The sequence below is a fragment of the Streptomyces sp. NPDC045701 genome, assembly GCF_056432045.1.
In genome coordinates this window covers 113,687-131,927 of record NZ_JBWKJV010000002.1, presented here as the reverse complement: position 1 = coordinate 131,927, position 18,241 = coordinate 113,687, and the positions used below count along the sequence as shown (strand labels likewise).

General features: G+C 72.6%; 16 protein-coding genes. 15 read left to right on the top strand and 1 reads right to left on the bottom strand.

The window, feature by feature from the left end:
* Window positions 1-347: 347 nt before the first annotated feature.
* The 9 genes from AC07DW_RS02860 to AC07DW_RS02820 all read left to right on the top strand — a co-directional run bounded on the left by AC07DW_RS02860 (window position 348) and on the right by AC07DW_RS02820 (window position 12,905).
* Entirely contained in the window at window positions 348-2,366 is a 2,019-nt protein-coding gene (locus AC07DW_RS02860) for a glycosyltransferase family 4 protein (RefSeq protein WP_478855827.1), read from the top strand.
* A 165-nt stretch (window positions 2,367-2,531) separates the two neighbouring features.
* Window positions 2,532-4,031 carry an SDR family NAD(P)-dependent oxidoreductase gene (locus AC07DW_RS02855; protein WP_478855826.1) on the top strand — a complete coding sequence of 500 codons (1,500 nt, stop codon included), beginning with the start codon at window positions 2,532-2,534 and terminating at the stop codon, window positions 4,029-4,031.
* Between the two features lie 270 nt (window positions 4,032-4,301).
* Window positions 4,302-6,356 (top strand): hypothetical protein, encoded by a 2,055-nt coding sequence (locus AC07DW_RS02850; protein ID WP_478855825.1) that lies wholly within the window; start codon window positions 4,302-4,304, stop codon window positions 6,354-6,356.
* Window positions 6,357-6,536: 180 nt separating this feature from the next.
* On the top strand, window positions 6,537-7,715 hold the full coding sequence (locus tag AC07DW_RS02845; RefSeq protein ID WP_478855824.1) for a glycosyltransferase family 2 protein: 1,179 nt from the start codon (window positions 6,537-6,539) through the stop codon (window positions 7,713-7,715).
* A 155-nt stretch (window positions 7,716-7,870) separates the two neighbouring features.
* The gene (gene proB / locus AC07DW_RS02840) at window positions 7,871-8,998 is read left to right on the top strand and encodes a glutamate 5-kinase (protein ID WP_478855823.1); all 1,128 of its coding nucleotides are present in this window, start codon (window positions 7,871-7,873) and stop codon (window positions 8,996-8,998) included.
* A gap of 141 nt (window positions 8,999-9,139) precedes the next feature.
* A complete protein-coding gene (locus AC07DW_RS02835) occupies window positions 9,140-9,640 on the top strand; it encodes a hypothetical protein (protein ID WP_478855822.1) in 501 nt (166 codons plus the stop codon).
* Window positions 9,641-9,714: 74 nt separating this feature from the next.
* Window positions 9,715-11,031, top strand: coding sequence for a glutamate-5-semialdehyde dehydrogenase (locus tag AC07DW_RS02830; RefSeq protein WP_478855821.1), 1,317 nt, complete (start codon window positions 9,715-9,717; stop codon window positions 11,029-11,031).
* 78 nt (window positions 11,032-11,109) lie between these two features.
* Entirely contained in the window at window positions 11,110-11,736 is a 627-nt protein-coding gene (locus AC07DW_RS02825) for an SCO2584 family spore wall biosynthesis protein (RefSeq protein ID WP_478855820.1), read from the top strand.
* Window positions 11,737-11,801: 65 nt separating this feature from the next.
* Window positions 11,802-12,905 (top strand): SCO2583 family membrane protein, encoded by a 1,104-nt coding sequence (locus AC07DW_RS02820; RefSeq protein WP_478855819.1) that lies wholly within the window; start codon window positions 11,802-11,804, stop codon window positions 12,903-12,905.
* Between the two features lie 51 nt (window positions 12,906-12,956).
* Here the strand turns inward: AC07DW_RS02820 and AC07DW_RS02815 are convergent, their stop codons facing one another.
* A complete protein-coding gene (locus AC07DW_RS02815; RefSeq protein ID WP_478855818.1) occupies window positions 12,957-14,039 on the bottom strand; it encodes a M48 family metallopeptidase in 1,083 nt (360 codons plus the stop codon).
* A 122-nt stretch (window positions 14,040-14,161) separates the two neighbouring features.
* Here AC07DW_RS02815 and AC07DW_RS02810 point away from each other — a divergent pair, with 122 nt between their 5' ends.
* From AC07DW_RS02810 to AC07DW_RS02785, 6 genes are all read left to right on the top strand, one after another.
* Window positions 14,162-14,314: a hypothetical protein gene (locus AC07DW_RS02810; protein WP_478855817.1), complete on the top strand. Its 153-nt coding sequence runs from the start codon at window positions 14,162-14,164 to the stop codon at window positions 14,312-14,314.
* An 83-nt stretch (window positions 14,315-14,397) separates the two neighbouring features.
* Window positions 14,398-14,559, top strand: a complete 162-nt coding sequence (locus AC07DW_RS02805; protein WP_478855816.1) for a hypothetical protein — start codon at window positions 14,398-14,400, stop codon at window positions 14,557-14,559.
* 66 nt (window positions 14,560-14,625) lie between these two features.
* Complete coding sequence (gene nadD / locus AC07DW_RS02800; RefSeq protein WP_478855815.1) at window positions 14,626-15,246, top strand: nicotinate-nucleotide adenylyltransferase; 621 nt, start codon at window positions 14,626-14,628, stop codon at window positions 15,244-15,246.
* 19 nt (window positions 15,247-15,265) lie between these two features.
* Window positions 15,266-16,996, top strand: a complete 1,731-nt coding sequence (locus AC07DW_RS02795) for an LCP family protein (RefSeq protein WP_478855814.1) — start codon at window positions 15,266-15,268, stop codon at window positions 16,994-16,996.
* Between the two features lie 83 nt (window positions 16,997-17,079).
* Window positions 17,080-17,526 carry a ribosome silencing factor gene (gene rsfS / locus AC07DW_RS02790; protein ID WP_189551436.1) on the top strand — a complete coding sequence of 149 codons (447 nt, stop codon included), beginning with the start codon at window positions 17,080-17,082 and terminating at the stop codon, window positions 17,524-17,526.
* Window positions 17,523-18,176 carry a histidine phosphatase family protein gene (locus AC07DW_RS02785; protein WP_478856044.1) on the top strand — a complete coding sequence of 218 codons (654 nt, stop codon included), beginning with the start codon at window positions 17,523-17,525 and terminating at the stop codon, window positions 18,174-18,176. The genes rsfS and AC07DW_RS02785 overlap by 4 nt, the downstream gene beginning before the upstream one ends.
* Window positions 18,177-18,241: the final 65 nt, after the last annotated feature.

Below are 18,241 nucleotides of genomic sequence, written 5' to 3'. Positions count from 1 at the left end.
GCCGGGCCGACCCCTTCTGATCGCGCCCGGCGCCGGACGTTCGCGACGCGCCCCCGTGCGGGGGCGTGCGACAGGCCACCCATCCCGGGTGCCTTGCCGCACGCCCACCGCGCGGGGGCGCCGCGCTGTGGTGGCGTGTCCGGTGCCTCCGGGCGGCCGGGGGTGCCACCGCCGGCGCCCCCGGGGGGCGCACGGCCCGGGGCCGGCGGCCGGCGAGCCACCGTGGGCCGGAAAAGAGCGGGACATCCGGTTTACGTCGCTCCGGTCGGACAACCTGTGGCCAAGGATCACCGTCTTGTCTCCGGGGGCGGGGCATGGGTGCCCCGGCTGACTTGAACGGAGCGTTGATGAAGGTCTCCTTCCTCATCCACACCATCTACGGCATCGGCGGCACCATCCGCACCACGCTGAACTTCGCGGAGGAGCTGGCCGGACGGCACGAAGTGGAGATCGTCTCCGTGTTCCGGCACCGGGACGAGCCGCTCTTCGCGATCGACCCGCGCATCACCGTCGTACCGCTCGTCGACACCCGCCCCTCCTCCCCGTCCAACGAGACGAAGCACGAGCGGCACCTTGAGCCCGCCGAGGACTTCCCGCGGAACGAGGCGCGGTACAAGGAGTACAGCCGCCTCACCGACGAACGCGTCCGCGCCCACTACGCCGGTGCCGGCTCCGACGCCGACGTGGTCATCGGCACCCGGCCCGGACTGGTGGCGTACGTCGCCGCGTTCGCGCCGCGCGGCGCCGTGCTCGTCGGGCAGGAGCACATGACGCACAACCACCACAAGCCCGCCCTCCGTGCCGAGATGGCCGGGTTCCTGCCGAAGCTCGACGCCTTCGTGACCGTCTCCGAGGGCGACGCCGCCTCCTGGCGCGCGCGGATGCCGCTGCCCGGCACCCGGGTGCTGGCCATCCCCAACAGCGTGCCCGCGCCGGTCGTCACGCCCTCCGACACCTCCGGCACCACGATCGTGGCGGCGGGGCGGCTGGCGTCCGAGAAGCAGTACGAGGTGCTGATCGAGGCGTTCGCGAAGGTCGTCGCCGCACGCCCCGAGTGGACGCTGCGCATCTGCGGCTGGGGCAACCAGAAGGACCGGCTCCGCCGGCGGATCGACCAGCTCGGCCTCTACAACAGCGTCCATTTGATGGGCCCGCGCTCCCCGATCGAGCCCGAGTGGGTCAAGGGCGCGGTGGCCGTGTCCACGTCACGCCACGAGTCCTTCGGCATGACGCTCGTCGAGGCGATGCGCTGCGGCCTGCCCGTGGTGTCCACCGACTGCGACTACGGCCCGCGCGAGATCATCGAGGACGGCGAGGACGGCCTGCTCGTCCCCGTCGGCGACGTCGACGCCATCGCCGCCGCCCTGCTCCGGCTCATCGACGACCCCGGGCTGCGCCGCCGGATGGGCGCCGCCGCCCTCGCCGCCGGCCGCCGCTTCGACCCGGGCCCGGTGGCCAAGCGGTACGAGGAGCTGTTCACCGAGCTCGGGGCCGCCGCCAGCCACCGCGCCCCCCGGCGCCCGGCACCCGCGCCCGCCCCCGGGGCGCCCGCCGTCGCGGACTGCGTCGCGGCCGACGACGGCACGCTCACCGTGACGCTGCTCACCCCCCGCGAGGGTGCCCGCCTGGTGGTAGGGGGGCACGGCTTCCCCTTCGGCCCGGACGGCACCGCGAGCGTCCCGGCCGGTACGCCCTTCACCGAGGGCGTCCACCCCGTCCTCGCCGAACTGCCCGGCGCGGCCGAGGCCGTACCGCTCGCCACCCGCGCCGTCGACCAGCGCGGCGCCATGCGCGCGGAGCGCCGGCAGCGGGCGGGCGAACCGGTCCGGCAACTCGTCCCCTACACCAGGAACGGCACCCTGCACCTCCGCTCCTGGGTCCGCCCGGTCCACGCCGAGGTCGGCGACGTCCGGATCCAGGACGGGACGCTCACCCTCACCGCGCGGCTCCACGGCACGGCCGAGCCCGGCGCAGAACCGGTTCTGCTGCTGCGGCGGCGCGGCAGGGCCCCGCTGGAGCTGGCCTTCCCCGGCGCCCGCGACGGCGCCGGCGGTCTCCGCTTCGCCTTCTCCTGCACCGCTCCCGCCGCCCGGCGGCAGGACCCTCACGATGTGTGGGACCTGTGGCTCCGGTACGCGCCGGACGCGGAACCGGTCCGGCTCGGGCGCTTCCTCGACGACGTCGTGGAGAAGGGCTCCCTCTTCCCGTACCCCCCGGCCGAGCTGCGCGCGAGGCGGCCGCTGGCGCTGGTGCGCGGCATCGCCAGGAAGCTGGCGGGCAAGCCGCAGGACCGGGTCGTCGTCACCGTCTTCCACAGCGCCGCCAACGATCTCGTACTCAGCGTCGTCGACAAGCCGGCCGCGTGATGTCGGTCACCGGCACGCCGTCGCGGTGCCCGTCCGCTCTCCCTGGCCACAGCGTGAACACCGGGTGTCGCACGGGTACGGGGGCCCGGTTGTCCGCCTTGCGAGACGGTCACGGAGAGTGCGACCATCAGCCCGTCCCCCAGTCGTCGCAAGGTAGGTCGTTCTGTGTCAGCGCCGCATGAAGCCAAGACCCGCACCACAGCCGTCGTGCTCGCCGGCGGGACCGGCCAGCGCGTGGGTCTCGCGATCCCGAAGCAGCTGCTGAAGATCGCGGGCAAGGCGGTCATCGAGCACACGCTGACGATCTTCGAGCAGGCCGACTCCGTCGACGACGTGATCGTGCTGATGGCGCCGGGTTTCGTGCCCGACGTCGAGAAGATCATCGCCAAGGCGGGCCTCACCAAGGTCACCCGCGTCATCGAGGGCGGGGCCACCCGCAACGAGACCACCGAGCGCGCCATCCAGGCCCTCGGCGAGGGACTCGGGGAGGGCGAGGACCTCAACGTCCTCTTCCATGACGCGGTGCGTCCGCTTCTGTCACAGCGCGTCATCAAGGACTGCGTCGACGCCCTCGACCGCTACCAGGCCGTCGACGTCGCCATCCCGTCCGCCGACACGATCATCGTGACCCGCACCCACGGCGGGGACGGCGAGTTCATCACCGACGTACCCGACCGCTCCCGGCTGCGCCGCGGCCAGACGCCGCAGGCGTTCAAGCTGTCCACGATCAGGCGGGCCTACGAGATCGCGGCCGGCGACCCCAACTTCCAGGCGACCGACGACTGCAGCGTCGTCCTGCGGTACCTGCCGGACGTGCCGATCTACGTCGTCGCGGGCGACGAGTACAACATGAAGGTCACCCAGCCCGTCGACGTGTTCATCGCCGACAAGCTGTTCCAGCTGGCCACCACCGCAGCCCCGCGCCAGGCCGACGAGGCCGCCTACCGCGAGCTGCTGTCCGGCAGGACGGTCGTCGTCTTCGGCGGCTCCTACGGCATCGGCGCGGACATCGCCGCCCTCGCCGAGCGGTACGGCGCCACGGTGTACGCGCTGGGCCGCTCCACCACCGGCACGCACGTCGAGAACCCCGAACACGTCGAGGAGGCGCTCGCCAAGGCGTACGCGGAGAGCGGCCGCATCGACTACGTCGTCAACACGGCGGGCGTCCTGCGCATCGGCAAGCTCGCCGAGACCGACAACGCGACCATTCAGGAAGCGCTCAACGTCAATTACCTGGCGCCGGTGCAGATCGCGCGCGCCGCGCACAAATACCTGGTCGAGACCAAGGGTCAGCTGCTGCTCTACACCTCCTCCAGCTACACCCGCGGCCGGGCCGAGTACAGCCTTTACTCCTCGACCAAGGCCGCCATGGTGAATCTCACCCAGGCCCTCGCCGACGAATGGGCCGGAGAGGGAATCCGGGTGAATTGCGTCAACCCGGAGCGCACCGCCACGCCGATGCGTACGAAGGCGTTCGGCCAGGAGCCCGCCGGATCGCTGCTGTCCTCCGAGGCCGTGGCCCGGACCTCCCTGGACGTGCTGCTTTCCGAGCTCACCGGCCACGTCATCGACGTACGGCAGCAGGACCCCACCCGTGGGGCGAGCGAGGCGTCCGGCTTCGAGCAGGCCCTCGCCTCGGTGCTGGACCGACAGGAAGATGTGTAATACTCGCCAGATGTGTTCTTCGGGCCTCTGTGTCGCATTAAGCGAATGCAGAGGCCCGAGTTCGTAAGAGTCGACGGAGTCCGCGAGACTTCGCAAATCAAAGTCCGTGAAGTCCCCCACCTTCACGGGAGTCTTGTCCATGTGAAAAAACCGGCACCCCCTTTCTGGAGCAGGTTCTTCGTGATTTCGACCGCCATTCGCCTGGCACGTGTGGGCAGCGCGTCAGAGCTCGCCGCGGCAGTCCTCATGGGACTGGGTTATCCGTGCGTCATGCTCGCCGCCCTCCTCCCGAACCTCTGGTTCTTCGCGGCCGCCGGTGCCGTGACCTACGTCGCCGACTGGTATCTGCACCAGAAGGACAGTTACCTGATCAACCGGCTGAGCAAGGTCCGGGCCGGTCTCGCCATCCGCTTCCTGCTGCGCCAGCTGCTGCTGGTCCTGCTGCTCGCCCGCGAGGGCTCCGCCGACCAGCCCGTGTTCTACGCGGCGGTCGCCTGCTTCCTGCTCTTCTACGGCCTCCAGGCCCCGCAGGGCGCCCTCGCCACCCTGATCCGGCTGCGCCGCACCATGCCGGTCGTCACCCGGAACATCGACCTCAACGCCGTACGCATCCCCGACGCCCCGCCGCGGGCGCTGCTCAGCCGCTCCGCCGAGAAGATGCTCCACCTCGACATCCCCGCCGTGGCGGGCGTGATCGCGGCGGTCGCCACCGGCCGGAGCGTCATCGGGTACGCGGGTGTCGCGGTGACCCTCGCGCTGGGTCTGCTCTACACCGTCGCCCTCGTCCCCCACCTGCGCCGCAGGCGCCGGGTACCGGCCACGGGCGCCGTCCTCAAGGCCGTCGGCACCTGGCTGCGCGAGTACCAGCCGACGGTGGCCCTGTACTTCTCCGGCTCCGACGACTCCGCGTACCAGGTCAACATGTGGCTGGAGACGATGGAGCAGGTCGCCGGCCGGCCGGTCGTCATCATGCGCGAGCGCGCCCTGGTGAAGAAGCTCCAGCCGACCTCCGTACCGATCCTGTGCGTCCCCGGCGGCCAGCACCTGATGGCGATGGACCTGTCGTCGATCCGCGTGACGCTCTACCCGGCCAACGTCGGCAAGAACATCCACATGCTGCGCGTCCCCACCATGAAGCACGTCTTCATCGGCCACGGCGACAGCGACAAGCTCGCCAGCGTCAACCCCTTCTCCAAGGTGTACGACGAGGTGTGGACCGCCGGCCGGGCCGGACGCGACCGCTACGCGCTGGCCGACGTCGGCGTCCGCGACGAGGACATCGTCGAGGTGGGCCGCCCGCAGCTCGCGCCGATCAGGACCTGGACGGGCACCCCCGGCAACCCGATCCCCACCATCCTGTACGCCCCCACCTGGGAGGGCTGGGACAACAACCCCGGCAACACCTCGCTGCTGCTGGCCGGCGAGAACATCGTGAAGCGGCTGCTGGGCGCCCCGCGGCCGGTCCGGGTGATCTACAAGCCGCACCCCTTCACCGGACTGGTCGACAAGAAGGCCAAGGCCGTCGACGAGCGCCTGCGGAACATGGTCGCCACCGCCAACGCCGAGCGCGCCGCCGACCCCCGCTGGGCGAAGGAGATCGCCGCCGCCCGGCCGTCGCAGGCCGCGGCGCGCGCCGAGCTGGCCCGTATCGAGGCGCGGATCGCGCAGCTCGCCGCCCCCGGCCGTAAGGGCGGCGACGAGGCCGAGGAGTCGCGCGTCTCACTCGCCGACCCCCACCGCCTCGCCGAGATCAAGCGACTGCGGGCCGAATGGAACGACGCGTACTGGCGTTCCTTCGGGTGGTGGGAGCACAAGGTCGTCACCGGAGCCGAGCCGAAGCTCTACGACTGCTTCAACGAGGCCGACGGCATGGTCTCCGACATCTCCAGCGTGGTGTCCGACTTCATCGCCAGTGGCAAGCCGTACGCGGTGACGGACTCCGCCGGGCTGGGCGCCGACGAGTTCAAGCGCCAGAACACCGCCGTCCGCGCCGCGGTGATCCTCTCCAACGGCGCCGCGGAGCTGGACGAGCTGCTGGCCGCCGTGGCCGATCCGGCCGCCGACCTGCTCGCCGGGGAGCGCGAGCTGCTCAAGCGGTACCTGCTGGGCCCCGACGAGCCCACCTCGATCGAGCGGTTCAACGCCGCCGTGCGCGCCCTGACCGCCAAGGCGGAGGCCCGCAACAACGGCGTGGCGCGGCGGCTGGCCGGCCAGCCGATCGGCGAGCTCGACCCGGAGGCCGACGGCGCCGGCGCCGAGCCGGTGGGCGCCGCCCTCGACACCGTGGCCGAGAACGGCGCCCAGGAGGCCACGGCGGCACACTGAGCCCCCGGCCCCGGGCCCGAGGCCCCCGGCGTAAAGCCGGACGTACACTCCGCGGCCCGTGAGTCCCTCGTCCGAGGCGCACTCGCGGGCCGCCGTGCGTGCCGTCACCGCGCGGAAACCCGCGGCGGGCACCATGACGGACGACCTTCGTCCGTCCGGTGGATCGAGCAGTGGGTGCCGATGACTGAGAACACTCCCGATGTCAGCGTGATCATCGGAGCCTATGAGGCCATGCCGTACCTGGTGAAGTGCCTGGAATCGGTCGAGGCACAGACGCTCGGCGCCGACCGCATCGAGATCGTCGCCGTCGACGACGGATCGACCGACGGCACGGGGGAGTACCTGGAGGAGTTCGCCGCCCGGTCCAAGGTCGCCACGCGCGTCGTCCGGCAGGCCAACTCCGGGGGCCCCAGCGGCCCGCGCAACACCGGACTCGCCCTCGCCCGGGGCCGGTACGTCTTCTTCCTCGACGCCGACGACCACTTCGGCGAGGAGGCACTGCAACGGCTCGTCGCCATGGCGGACCGGGCCGGCACCGATGTGGTGCTCGGCAGGACCGTCGGCGTCAACCGCAACGCCGCCAAGTCCATGTGGAAGGAGACCGTCGAACGCGCCGACATCTACCGCTCCAACGTCAAGTACACGCTCAGCGCCCAGAAGCTCTTCCGCCGCGACCTGCTCGTCCGGCACGGCATGCGCTTCGACGAGTCCCTCACGACCGGCGAGGACGCGCTGTTCACGCTGGAGGCGTACCTGCGCGGCAACGGCGTCTCGGTGGTCGCCGACTACACCTGCTACTACCTGGTGGGCCGCGAGGACGGCAAACACCTGACCAAGACCGGCGGTTACGTGCCCCGCTTCGACTCGGCCAGGGCCCTGATCGAGCTCATCGCCGCGCACGTACCGGCGGGGGAGCGCCGCGACCTGCTCATGATGCGCCCGTTCACCATCACCCTGCTCCCGCAGTTCGGTCCCGTCGTGCTGCGGCAGCCGCGCGATGTCCTGCTCGCCAAGATGGAGCTGGCCGCGCCGCTGATGGCCGCCCACTGGACGCCGGGCCTGGCCGCCCGCCTGAAGACCGAGGACCGGCTGCGCCTGACGTGCGTGGCCATGGACCTGCCCGACGCCCTCGTCGACGTGGTCACCCGCCTCCAGGAGGGCACGCCGCCCGAGCGGGTACGCCGGTGGGGCCGCGAGTACCTCGCGTACCCGCACTTCCGCGACCCGGCGGTGGGCATCCCGGACAGCGCGTACGAAGTGGGCGGCGCGCCCGGCCCCTTGACCGCCGCCCGCCGCCGGGCCCGCCGGCTGGCGGGGCGGGCACTGCGGCGGGCCGGGCGGACGTGGGGGCGGACGTGAGCGGGGCGGACGGGGGGAGGGCCCGACCCGGACGGGCCGGCGCACCGGGCTCGGTGCCCGGCGGTGTCCGGCCGTACCGGTCGGGGTGTCCGGCGGCGTGTCCACCCGGTGGAACGAGCGAGCGCCGCGGGCCGCTCCTGGCATAGATTTCCCACGTGACAGTGGCAAGACAGTACGTGACGGAAGCCCGCAGGATCGTCGTCAAGGTCGGTTCGTCCTCCCTGACCACCGCCTCCGGCGGGCTCGACGCCGACCGCGTCGACGCGCTCGTCGACGTACTGGCCAAGGTCCGCAGCGGCGGGGAGAAGGAGATCGTCCTGGTCTCCTCCGGTGCCATCGCCGCCGGCCTCGCGCCGCTCGGCCTCGCCCGCCGTCCCAAGGACCTCGCCCGCCAGCAGGCCGCCGCCAGCGTCGGCCAGGGACTCCTGGTCGCCCGCTACACGGCGTCCTTCGCCCGCTACGGCGTACGCGTCGGCCAGGTCCTGCTCACCACCGACGACACCAGCCGCCGCGCCCACTACCGCAACGCCTACCGGACCCTCGACCAACTGCTCGCCATGGGCGCCCTGCCGGTCGTCAACGAGAACGACACGGTCGCCACCGACGAGATCCGGTTCGGCGACAACGACCGGCTCGCCGCTCTCGTGGCCCACCTGGTCAGGGCCGACCTGCTCGTCCTGCTCTCCGACGTGGACGGGCTGTACGACGGCGACCCCGCGAAGCCCGGCACCTCGCGCATCGGGGAGGTGCGCGGACCGGCCGACCTGGAGGGCGTCGAGATCGGCTCGGCCGGCAAGGCGGGCGTCGGCACCGGCGGCATGGTCACCAAGGTGGAGGCCGCCCGGATCGCCGCCGCCGCCGGCGTACCCGTCGTACTCACCTCCGCCAGCCGCGCCGCCGACGCCCTCGCGGGCCGGGACACCGGCACCTACTTCCGCCGCACCGGCCGCCGCTCCGCCGACCGGCTGCTGTGGCTGGCCCACGCCTCCACCCCGCAGGGCGCCCTGATCCTGGACGACGGCGCCGTGCGGGCGGTCGTCGAGGGCCGCAAGTCCCTGCTCCCGGCGGGCATCGCGGCCGTCGAAGGCGACTTCGGCGCGGGGGACCCCGTCGAGCTGCGCGACGCCTCCGGCCGGGCCGTCGCCAGGGGACTCGTCACCTTCGACGCCAAGGAGATCCCCCAGCTCCTCGGGCGGTCCACCCGGGAGCTGGCCAAAGAGCTGGGCCCGGCGTACGAGAAGGAGGTCGTACACAGGGACGATCTCGTCGTCCTGGACGCCTAGACCAGCCCCAGAACGGCTGAAAGTCCCGCCATCCGCCGGAGAGCTTCACCAAAACCACCCCACGTGCCGCGCAGGACTGGTCAACTTTGTCTCAGGGGTGGGCGGGGTGACAGCACACGACGTACACACAGGAGGCCGCCGGTGAGACGAGCGCGCCCGGGGGCTCTGCCCCGAGGGACGGCCGAACGCGCCTTGACGAGTGTCGAGGCCGGGGCCGACTTCGACGAAGCCGTCCTCGACGACGGCGCCGCGACCCGGCAGCCGGGCAGCGGGCCGGAGCGGCGGACCCCTGACCGCCCGGTGTCCAAGCTGTGGCACATCACCCTCAGCGTCTCGGGCCGGGCGGCTCCGCTCACGGACGTCAGACGGGCCCTGGAGCAGCTCGCCCACGACCACCCGTTCCTGCTGACCAGCCGGTACGCCGGCGACCACGCCGAGATCCGGTACTGGGAGGAGGCCCGCGACCTGCACGACGCGGCCGCCGTCGCCCTGCGGCTGTGGGGCGAGCACCGGCAGAGCGCCAAGCTGCCACCGTGGGAGATCGTCGGCCTGGAGGTCATCGACCGCGAGACGTACCACCTGCGGATCGCGGAGGGGTACGGTCCGCCGCCCGCCGCCCCCGTGGGTGTCCACCCGTACTGACGTACCGGCCGTGGGGTGTCTCGCAGAGCGGGATGTGTGAGGGATGCCCGTCCGGTCCGCATTACGCTGCGAGTATGACCTCGTCGCATTCCCCCGCCTCCGCCACCTCGCCGTCCGTCACGCCGTACGACGACATGACCCCGGTCATCCGCGCCGCCTACCGGGCCCGCGCCGCCGCCGCCGAAATCGCGCCACTCCCGCGCGCGGCCAAGGACGACGCGCTGCTGGCGATCGCGGACGCGCTGGAGGTCCGCACGAGCGAGATCGTCGAGGCCAACGCCGAGGACGTCGCCCGGGCCCGGGAGGCCGGCACCAGCGAGTCGATCATCGACCGGCTGACGCTCACCCCCGAGCGGGTGCGGGCCATCGCCGCCGACGTCCGGGACGTGGCCGCGCTGCCCGACCCGGTCGGCGAGGTGGTGCGCGGCTCCACCCTGCCCAACGGCATCGACCTGCGGCAGGTCCGCGTCCCGCTCGGCGTGGTCGGCATCATCTACGAGGCCCGGCCCAACGTGACGGTCGACGCCGCCGCGCTGTGCCTGAAGGCCGGCAACGCGGTACTGCTGCGGGGCTCCTCCTCCGCGTACTCCTCCAACTCCGCCCTGGTGCGCGTCCTGCGGGACGCCGTCGGCGGCGCGGGGCTGCCGGCGGACGCGGTCCAGCTGGTGCCCGGCGAGTCCCGCGACTCGGTACGCGAGCTGATGCGCGCCCGCGGCCTGGTCGACGTCCTGATCCCGCGCGGCGGCGCCTCCCTGATCCGCACCGTCGTCGAGCAGTCCACCGTCCCGGTCATCGAGACCGGCACCGGCAACTGCCACGTGTACGTCGACGCCCAGGCCGACCTCGACATGGCCGTCGACATCCTGATCAACTCCAAGGCGCAGCGGCCCAGCGTGTGCAACGCCGCCGAGACCCTCCTCGTCCACCAGGACATCGCCGACGCCTTCCTGCCGCGCGCCCTGGACGCCCTCGCCGAGGCCGGCGTCACCGTCCACGGCGACGAGCGGGTGCAGTCCTACGCCGGTGCCTCCAAGGCCACCGTGGTGCCGGCCACGACCGAGGACTGGGAGACCGAGTACCTGTCCTACGACATCGCCGCGGCCGTCGTCGACTCGCTGGACGCCGCCGTGGGGCACATCCGGCTCTGGACCTCCGGCCACACCGAGGCCATCGTCACCACCTCCCAGGCGGCCGCCCGCCGCTTCACCCAGCTCGTGGACTCCACGACGGTCGCGGTCAACGCCTCCACCCGCTTCACGGACGGCGGCCAGTTCGGCTTCGGCGCCGAGATCGGCATCTCGACGCAGAAGCTCCACGCCCGCGGCCCGATGGGGCTGCCGGAGCTGACGTCGACCAAGTACATCGTGACGGGCGACGGTCACACGCGGTAGTCACCGCCCGCGGGGCCGGGGAGCGGGGGTTTGCCGCTCTCCCTGCCCAAAAGCACCTCCTCGGTCTACGCTGGGAACGTGCCGGACGACGTGGGGGGCGAGCCGTTCCCGGACGGCTGGGAGCCCGACGACGACCGCGGGGGCGCCGACGACGACTTCGCCTCCGTGGTGTTCGACGAGGACTTCGTGCGGGCCGCCGAGATCCATGAGCCCAGCGCCGTGGAACGCCTGCTGGCCGCCGCCCAGGCGCGGGCGGACGCCGAGGCCGCACGGGCCGGCGCGGGCGGTGCCGCGGCCGACGACCCCTACGGCGACGGGTACGGGCCGGGGACCCGCCCGCACGGGTACGCCGACCGGTACGGCCCCGCCGGCGACACCGGCCCCTACGGAGCGCACGGCGGCACGCTGCGGCCCTACCGGCCCAGCTCCCGCTGGCACCGGCCGGTGGCCTGGGTCCTCGCGGTGGTGATGGGCGTCGGGATGGTCGCCCTCGCCTTCACGGCCGTCTACCGGGGGTCCTCCGGCGGGCGCGGCGGGCAGGTGCCCGCGCCCGCCACCAGCGGGGTCGACGCACCGCCACCGACACCCGCCCGCACGGGGCCCGTCCGCACCGGGCCCGGCCCCACCGAGCCCGCGCGGTCCGCGCCCCCGGCCTCCGCCCGGTACGGTGCCCCACCCGTGCCGACGGTGTCGCGAACGCCCTAGGACCGCCCGCGTGTTGTCCCGTACCAGCGCGTTTACCGGAGCCTCCGCAGACCTACCCTGAAGGTATGGCAGGGCGTGGCGACCCGCCCGAGGGGACACCCGACGGATTCCCCGGCGGCGGTGAGGACGAATACCGGTCCGTCGTCTTCGACGAGTCGTTCGTCCGCGCTGCCCGCCTCCAGGAGTACTCGGCGCGGGAGCGCCTGGAGGGGAACGCCCGGGCCGTGCGGAGCCGTCCCGGATGGGAGGGGCCGCCCACCGGCTCCCGTCCCCGGCACGGTGCACTGCTCTTCGCGCTGGTCCTCGCGGTGGCCTTCGCCGCCGTCCTGTACCTGAGCGCCCGCAACGCCTACCGCCCGCCGGCCGAGCGGCGCGCCGAACCGCTGCTGACCACGGTGGTCGCGCTCGCCCCGCGGGGCACGGTCCCCGGCGGAGACCCGGCCGCCCTGTACGCCCGCAGTCCCGCCGCGACGTTCCGCTCGGGCGCCGCCGGGGTCACCCTCCCGGCCGCCCGGCGCACCGCCCACTTCTCCGTGGCACAGGTGGTGACCGCGCTGAGTACCGTGAAGGACTACCTGGTGCTGTCCTCGCTCGACCCGGACGTCGTGACCGGTGACGCCGTCCGGCAGGTCCGGTTGCTGCTCGACCCCGACCAGCTTGCCCAGTTCGACCGCAGCGTCGACTCCCCGGCCGATGACGGGCGGCACGCCGCCACCGGCTGGCTGGTGCGCTTCGACACGGCCGAGGTGGCGCTCGCGGACACCGCCACGCGGGTACGGGGCACGATGCGGGTGGCGGAGGTGGGGCCGGACACCCTGGAGGTGGCGTCGGACCACACGCTGGTCTACGCGGTGCGCCCGGCCGGCGCGGCACCCGCCGCGGACGCCTCGCTGTTCACCGTGCGCCGCGAGCTGACCTTCCGCTTCGACCGCGAGGACCTGCGGATGCACCGCGCCGAGGTGCGGACCAGCCGGGTGCAGGCCGGCCCCCAGAGCTGCTCGGCCGACCCGGCGGGCTTCCTGCACCCCGTGCTCGCCGGACACCGCGCCACCCCGGAGGGGCCCGCACTCACCGACCCGTACGCCACCGGCACCCGGGCCGGCCCCGCCCTCTGCGGCGCCCTGTCCCCTTCGGCCCAGCCCGCCCGCCCGGCTCCCGCCACCCGGTGAGGGGCGGGGCGGGCGGGCGCGGGCCCGCGGCGGTGCGCCGGGGCGCGGCGGTCAGTCCGAGGCGGCCGGGCCGTCGCCGCCGGTCCTGCCCGCGCCACCCGAACCGCCCGAACCGCCGCCCGTGAACCGGTCGCGGAGCTTGCCGCCCAGGTCGCCCGCGCCGCCGGCTATGTCGCCGACCAGCTTCATCAGCGGGTCCTTGCTGCCGCGCACCGACTCCGCGTAGTGGGACGCGGACTCGCGGAAGGAGTCCGTGACCGACGTGTCCTTGTCCTCCGACCGGCGCGGATAGTGGCCGTCCATGATCCGCTGGTAGTCGCGGCTCTCGGCCCACTTCTTCAGCTCGGCCGCCCGGACCGTGGTGAACGGGTGCGAGCGGGGCAGCACGTTCAGGATCTTGAGCACCGAGTCGCGCAGGTCGCCCCCGGCCTCGTACTCCTCCGCCTGCTCCAGGAACGCGTCCACGTTCATCTCGTGCAGGTGGTTGCCGCCCGCGATCTTCATCAGGCCGCGCATCGAGGCCCGCAGGTCCTGGCCCACCAGGAGCCCGGCCCGGTCCGCGGACAGCTCGGACTTGCGGAACCACTCGCGCAGAGCGGTCACGATCGCCATGATCGCGACGTTGCCGAGCGGGATCCAGGCGACCTTCAGCGCCAGATTGGTCAGGAACAGCAGCACCGTGCGGTACACGGAGTGGCCCGACAGCGCGTGGCCCACCTCGTGCCCGACGACCGCCCGCATCTCCTCCTCGTCCAGCAGCTCGATCAGCCCGGTCGTCACGACGATGATCGGCTCGTCCAGGCCGATGCACATGGCGTTGGGCTTCGGGTCCTGCGTGACGTACATCGCGGGGACCTTCTCCAGGTCCAGGATGTAACAGGCGTCCCGCAGCATGCGGTTGAGGTGGGCGAACTGCGCGTCGCCCACCCGCACCGAGTCGGACAGGAAGAGCAGCCGCAGGCTGCGCTCCGGCACCAGCCCGCTCAGCGCCTTGAAGACGGTGTCGAAGCCGCTGAGCTTGCGCAGGGCGACGAGTGCCGACCGGTCCGCCGGGTGTTCGTAGGCCCGGGACGAAAGGCCCGGGAACCGCCTGCGCTGCCTGCTCGGTACGTTCTCGTGGCTGCCGTCGGTCATGAAAATGCCCCCATCTCCGTACGAGACCTGTCTCGTCCCCCTGACGGCCCCCAGCGTAGGCGCTGGAGCCACGGCGTGAACGGGCCTGTGGACAACCGGGCAGCACCGGGGAGCACACCGCCATGCCGGAGGTCGCCGCGCCGCTGACCGCCGCCTCCGCACCGCGGGGACCCGGCGACACGCTCCGGACCGTGCCGGTCGCCCCCCTCGCCAGAGCCGGCCCGCTCGCCCGGTTCCCGCCGCGCGGACACCGCGACACCGGCGACAACGACTGAGTCGGCGTGAGCGTGCCCGGACGGCCCGCATACGATGTGCGCGAAGTCTCCGCCCCGACTCCGATGGATAGGTCCTGCCGAAGATGAGCCTCCCCACCACCGCCGCCAGTCTCGTCACGCTCGCCGAGGGCGCCGAGCACGGTGGCAGCCATGCCAGCCTCAACCCCTACCTCACCGGTGGCGGCGCCTTCGTCGCGCTGCTCCTGCTGCTGTGGATCACCACGCGCTTCAACCGCGACCGCTGATCCCGGACCGCTGACCCCGCGTCCGCCGGAACCGCCCGCGGTGCCGTGCCAGTAGGCTCTGCACGCATGGGAGACCAGCAAGTGCCTACCGGTTCCGGCAAGCGCCGACTCGGCGTGATGGGCGGGACGTTCGACCCGATCCACCACGGACACCTGGTGGCCGCCAGCGAGGTGGCCGCCCTGTTCCACCTGGACGAGGTGGTGTTCGTACCGACCGGGCAGCCGTGGCAGAAGAGCCACAGGAATGTCTCCCCGGCGGAGGACCGGTACCTGATGACGGTCATCGCGACGGCGTCCAACCCGCAGTTCTCGGTCAGCCGCATCGACATCGACCGCGGCGGGCCGACGTACACCATCGACACGCTGCGGGATCTGCGTGACCTCAACGAGGACACCGACCTGTTCTTCATCACCGGAGCGGACGCGCTGTCCCAGATCATGCCGGGATGGCGCAACGCCGAGGAGCTTTTCTCGCTCGCCCACTTCATCGGCGTGACCCGTCCCGGACACGACCTGTCGGACGACGGGCTGCCCGAGGGCGGGGTCTCCCTGGTCGAGGTGCCCGCACTGGCCATCTCGTCGTCGGACTGCCGGGCGCGGGTCGCCGCGGGCGATCCCGTCTGGTACCTGGTGCCGGACGGTGTCGTGCGCTATATCGACAAGCGCCAGTTGTACCGGGGCGAATGAGCCACGGAGAGGGGCACCGGTGAACGACCAGCAGCACCCGTACGACCCGTACCACCCGCCGCAGCCGCAGATCGTCGGCTACGACGCCTACGGGCAGCCGGTGTACCAGCAGGAGGCTCCGCAGCACCAGGAGCCTCAGCAGTCGCAGCAGTACGACCCGTACGACTCGTACGCGCAGCCGCAGCAGTCCTACGGCTACCACCAGTACGGCCAGTACGCCCAGCCCCAGCACCCTCAGCACGACCAGCAGCCCCAGCAGCAGTACGACCCGTCGTACGCCCGGCAGGGGTACGGGTACGAGGGTTACGCCGCCGGGTACGGCACCCTCCCGCAGCAGCCGGCACCGCAGCCCGTCCAGGAGCCGTACCCGCACGCGCCGGAGCCCCCGCCCGGGCAGCCCGAGCCCCCGCCGGCCGCCGCCGTGCCCGGGCAACGCCGCCCGGCGCCGGGGCCGGAACCGGAACAGCGCCGTCCGGATCCGGAACCGGAGCGCGAGTACCGCACCGAGCAGTTCTCCTTCGTCGAGGACCCGGACGAGGACTCCGAAGACGTCATCGACTGGCTCAAGTTCACCGAGAGCCGCTCCGAGCGCCGCGAGGAGGCCAAGCGGCGGGGCCGCCACCGGGTCGTCGCGCTGGTCGTCGTCCTGGCCGTCGCGCTGATCGGCGGCCTCGGCTACCTGTGGTCCGCCGGCCTGCTCCCCGGCCTGTCCGAGCAGAGCACCGGTCGGGGCGCCACCGCGAGCGGTCCGCAGAAACGGGACGTCATCGTCCTGCACCTGCACAACACCGGGAGCAAGGAGACCTCCACGGCGCTGCTGGTCGACAACGCCACCACCCAGCAGGGCACCACCGTCCTGCTGCCCAACTCGCTCTCCGTGGCCAACGACGACGGCACCACCACCACGCTCGCGAAGTCCGTCGACGACGACGGCTCCGCCGGCACCCGCGAGGCGATCGGCGCCCTGCTGGGCACCAGGATCACCGGGACGTGGCGGCTCGACACCCCGTACCTGGAGAACCTGGTCGAACTGGTCGGCGGCATCGAGGTCGGCACGGACACCGAGGTCCCCGGGGCGAAGAAGGGCGACCCGCCGCTGGTGCCCAAGGGCGAGGGCCAGACCCTGAACGGGCGCATGGCCGTCGCGTACGCCACCCACCGGGGCCCCGGGGAGGCGGAGGCCGCGCAGCTCCAGCGGTTCGGCCAGGTGATCGTCGGCGTGCTGCGCAAGATGTCGGACGACCCGCGGTCGGCGACGGTCACCGTCCAGACGCTGGCGCAGATCCTGGACCCGTCGCTGCCGGAGAAGGACCTCGGCGCCTCCCTCGCCAGGCTCGCCGAGCACGCCAAGGTGGGCGACCACAGGACGGCGCTGCTGCCCGTGCAGGAGGACGGCACACTCAGTGAGCAGGCCACCAGCAGTGTGGTGAAGGACATCCTCGGCGGATCGGTCAGCGCCCCGGAGCAGGGCGCGGCCGTACGGGTCGGGGTCCGGAACGCCTCCGGCGACGAGGACGCCACCGAGGCGGCGCGGGTCCGGCTGATCAACGGAGGCTATGCCGTCATCGACGGCGGCAAGGTCGACACGGAGTCGTCTTCGCAGGTCATCTACGGTGACGCGGCACACAGGGCGAAGGCGGAGGAGGTCGCGAAGACCCTCGGTCTGCCCCCGGGCGCCGTGGCGCGGGGCGACGCGGCGGCCAACGCGGACGTCACGGTCGTTCTGGGCCGGGACTACGAGGCCGGGTAGCGGCGGCGGAGTGATGGTTTGCCGGGCTGTCGGCGGTACGTGAGACCCTGGGGGTGTTCTGGACCGCCGACGAAAGCTTGCATGTGACCGCCACTGACCGCTCCATCGAGCTCGTGACCGCCGCCGCCCAGGCGGCTGCCGACCGGCTCGCGCACGACATCATCGCCTACGACGTCAGCGACGTGCTGTCGATCACCGACGCCTTCCTGCTCGCCTCCGCTCCGAACGACCGCCAGGTCAAGTCGATCGTGGACGAGATCGAGGAGCGGCTGAACAAGGAACTGGGCGCCAAGCCGGTCCGCCGTGAAGGCGACCGCGACGCCCGCTGGATCCTGCTGGACTACGTCGACATCGTCGTCCACGTCCAGCACAGCGAGGAGCGGGTCTTCTACGCCCTGGAGCGGCTGTGGAAGGACTGCCCCGAGCTGCCCCTGCCCGAGGACGCCGTGAAGACCCGCGGCAAGGCCGAGGAGCACGCCCGGCTCAGCGGCGCCGACGCCGTCGACGGCTCGGACGGTGAGCTGAGCTGAACGGCGGCAAGGGCGGCAGGGGCCGCCGGATCGTCCTGTGGAGGCACGGCCAGACGGCGTGGAACCTGGAGCGCCGTTTCCAGGGCTCCACGGACATCGAGCTGACCGACACCGGGGTCGCCCAGGCGCGCCGGGCGGCGCGGCTCCTCGCGGCGCTCGAACCGGACGCGATCATCGCGTCCGACCTCAGGCGCGCGGCGGCCACGGCCGCCGAGCTGGCCGCGATCACCGGTCTCCAGGTCGGCCACGACTCCGCGCTGCGCGAGACGTACGCGGGCGAGTGGCAGGGGCTCACGCACGAGGAGATCCTGGCGCGGTACGGCGAGCAGTACGCCGCGTGGAAGCGCGGCGAGCCGGTGCGGCGCGGTGGCGGCGAGCTGGAGACGGAGGTGGCCGACCGGGCCGCCCCCGTGGTGCTGGAGCACGCCGAGAAGCTCCCTGACGACGGCACGCTCGTCGTGGTGAGCCACGGCGGCACCATCCGCACCACCATCGGCCGGCTCCTCGGCCTGGAGTCGTACCACTGGGAGGGCCTGGGCGGGCTCTCGAACTGCTGCTGGTCCGTGCTGGGCGAGGGCGCTCGCGGCTGGCGTCTGCTGGAGCACAACGCCGGGACGCTGCCCGAACCGGTCCTCGGCGACGACGACTGACCCGGATTTCACTTTCCGGCAGGTCACAGGCTAAAGTTCTTCTTGTTCGCAGCGCGGAGCGCGAA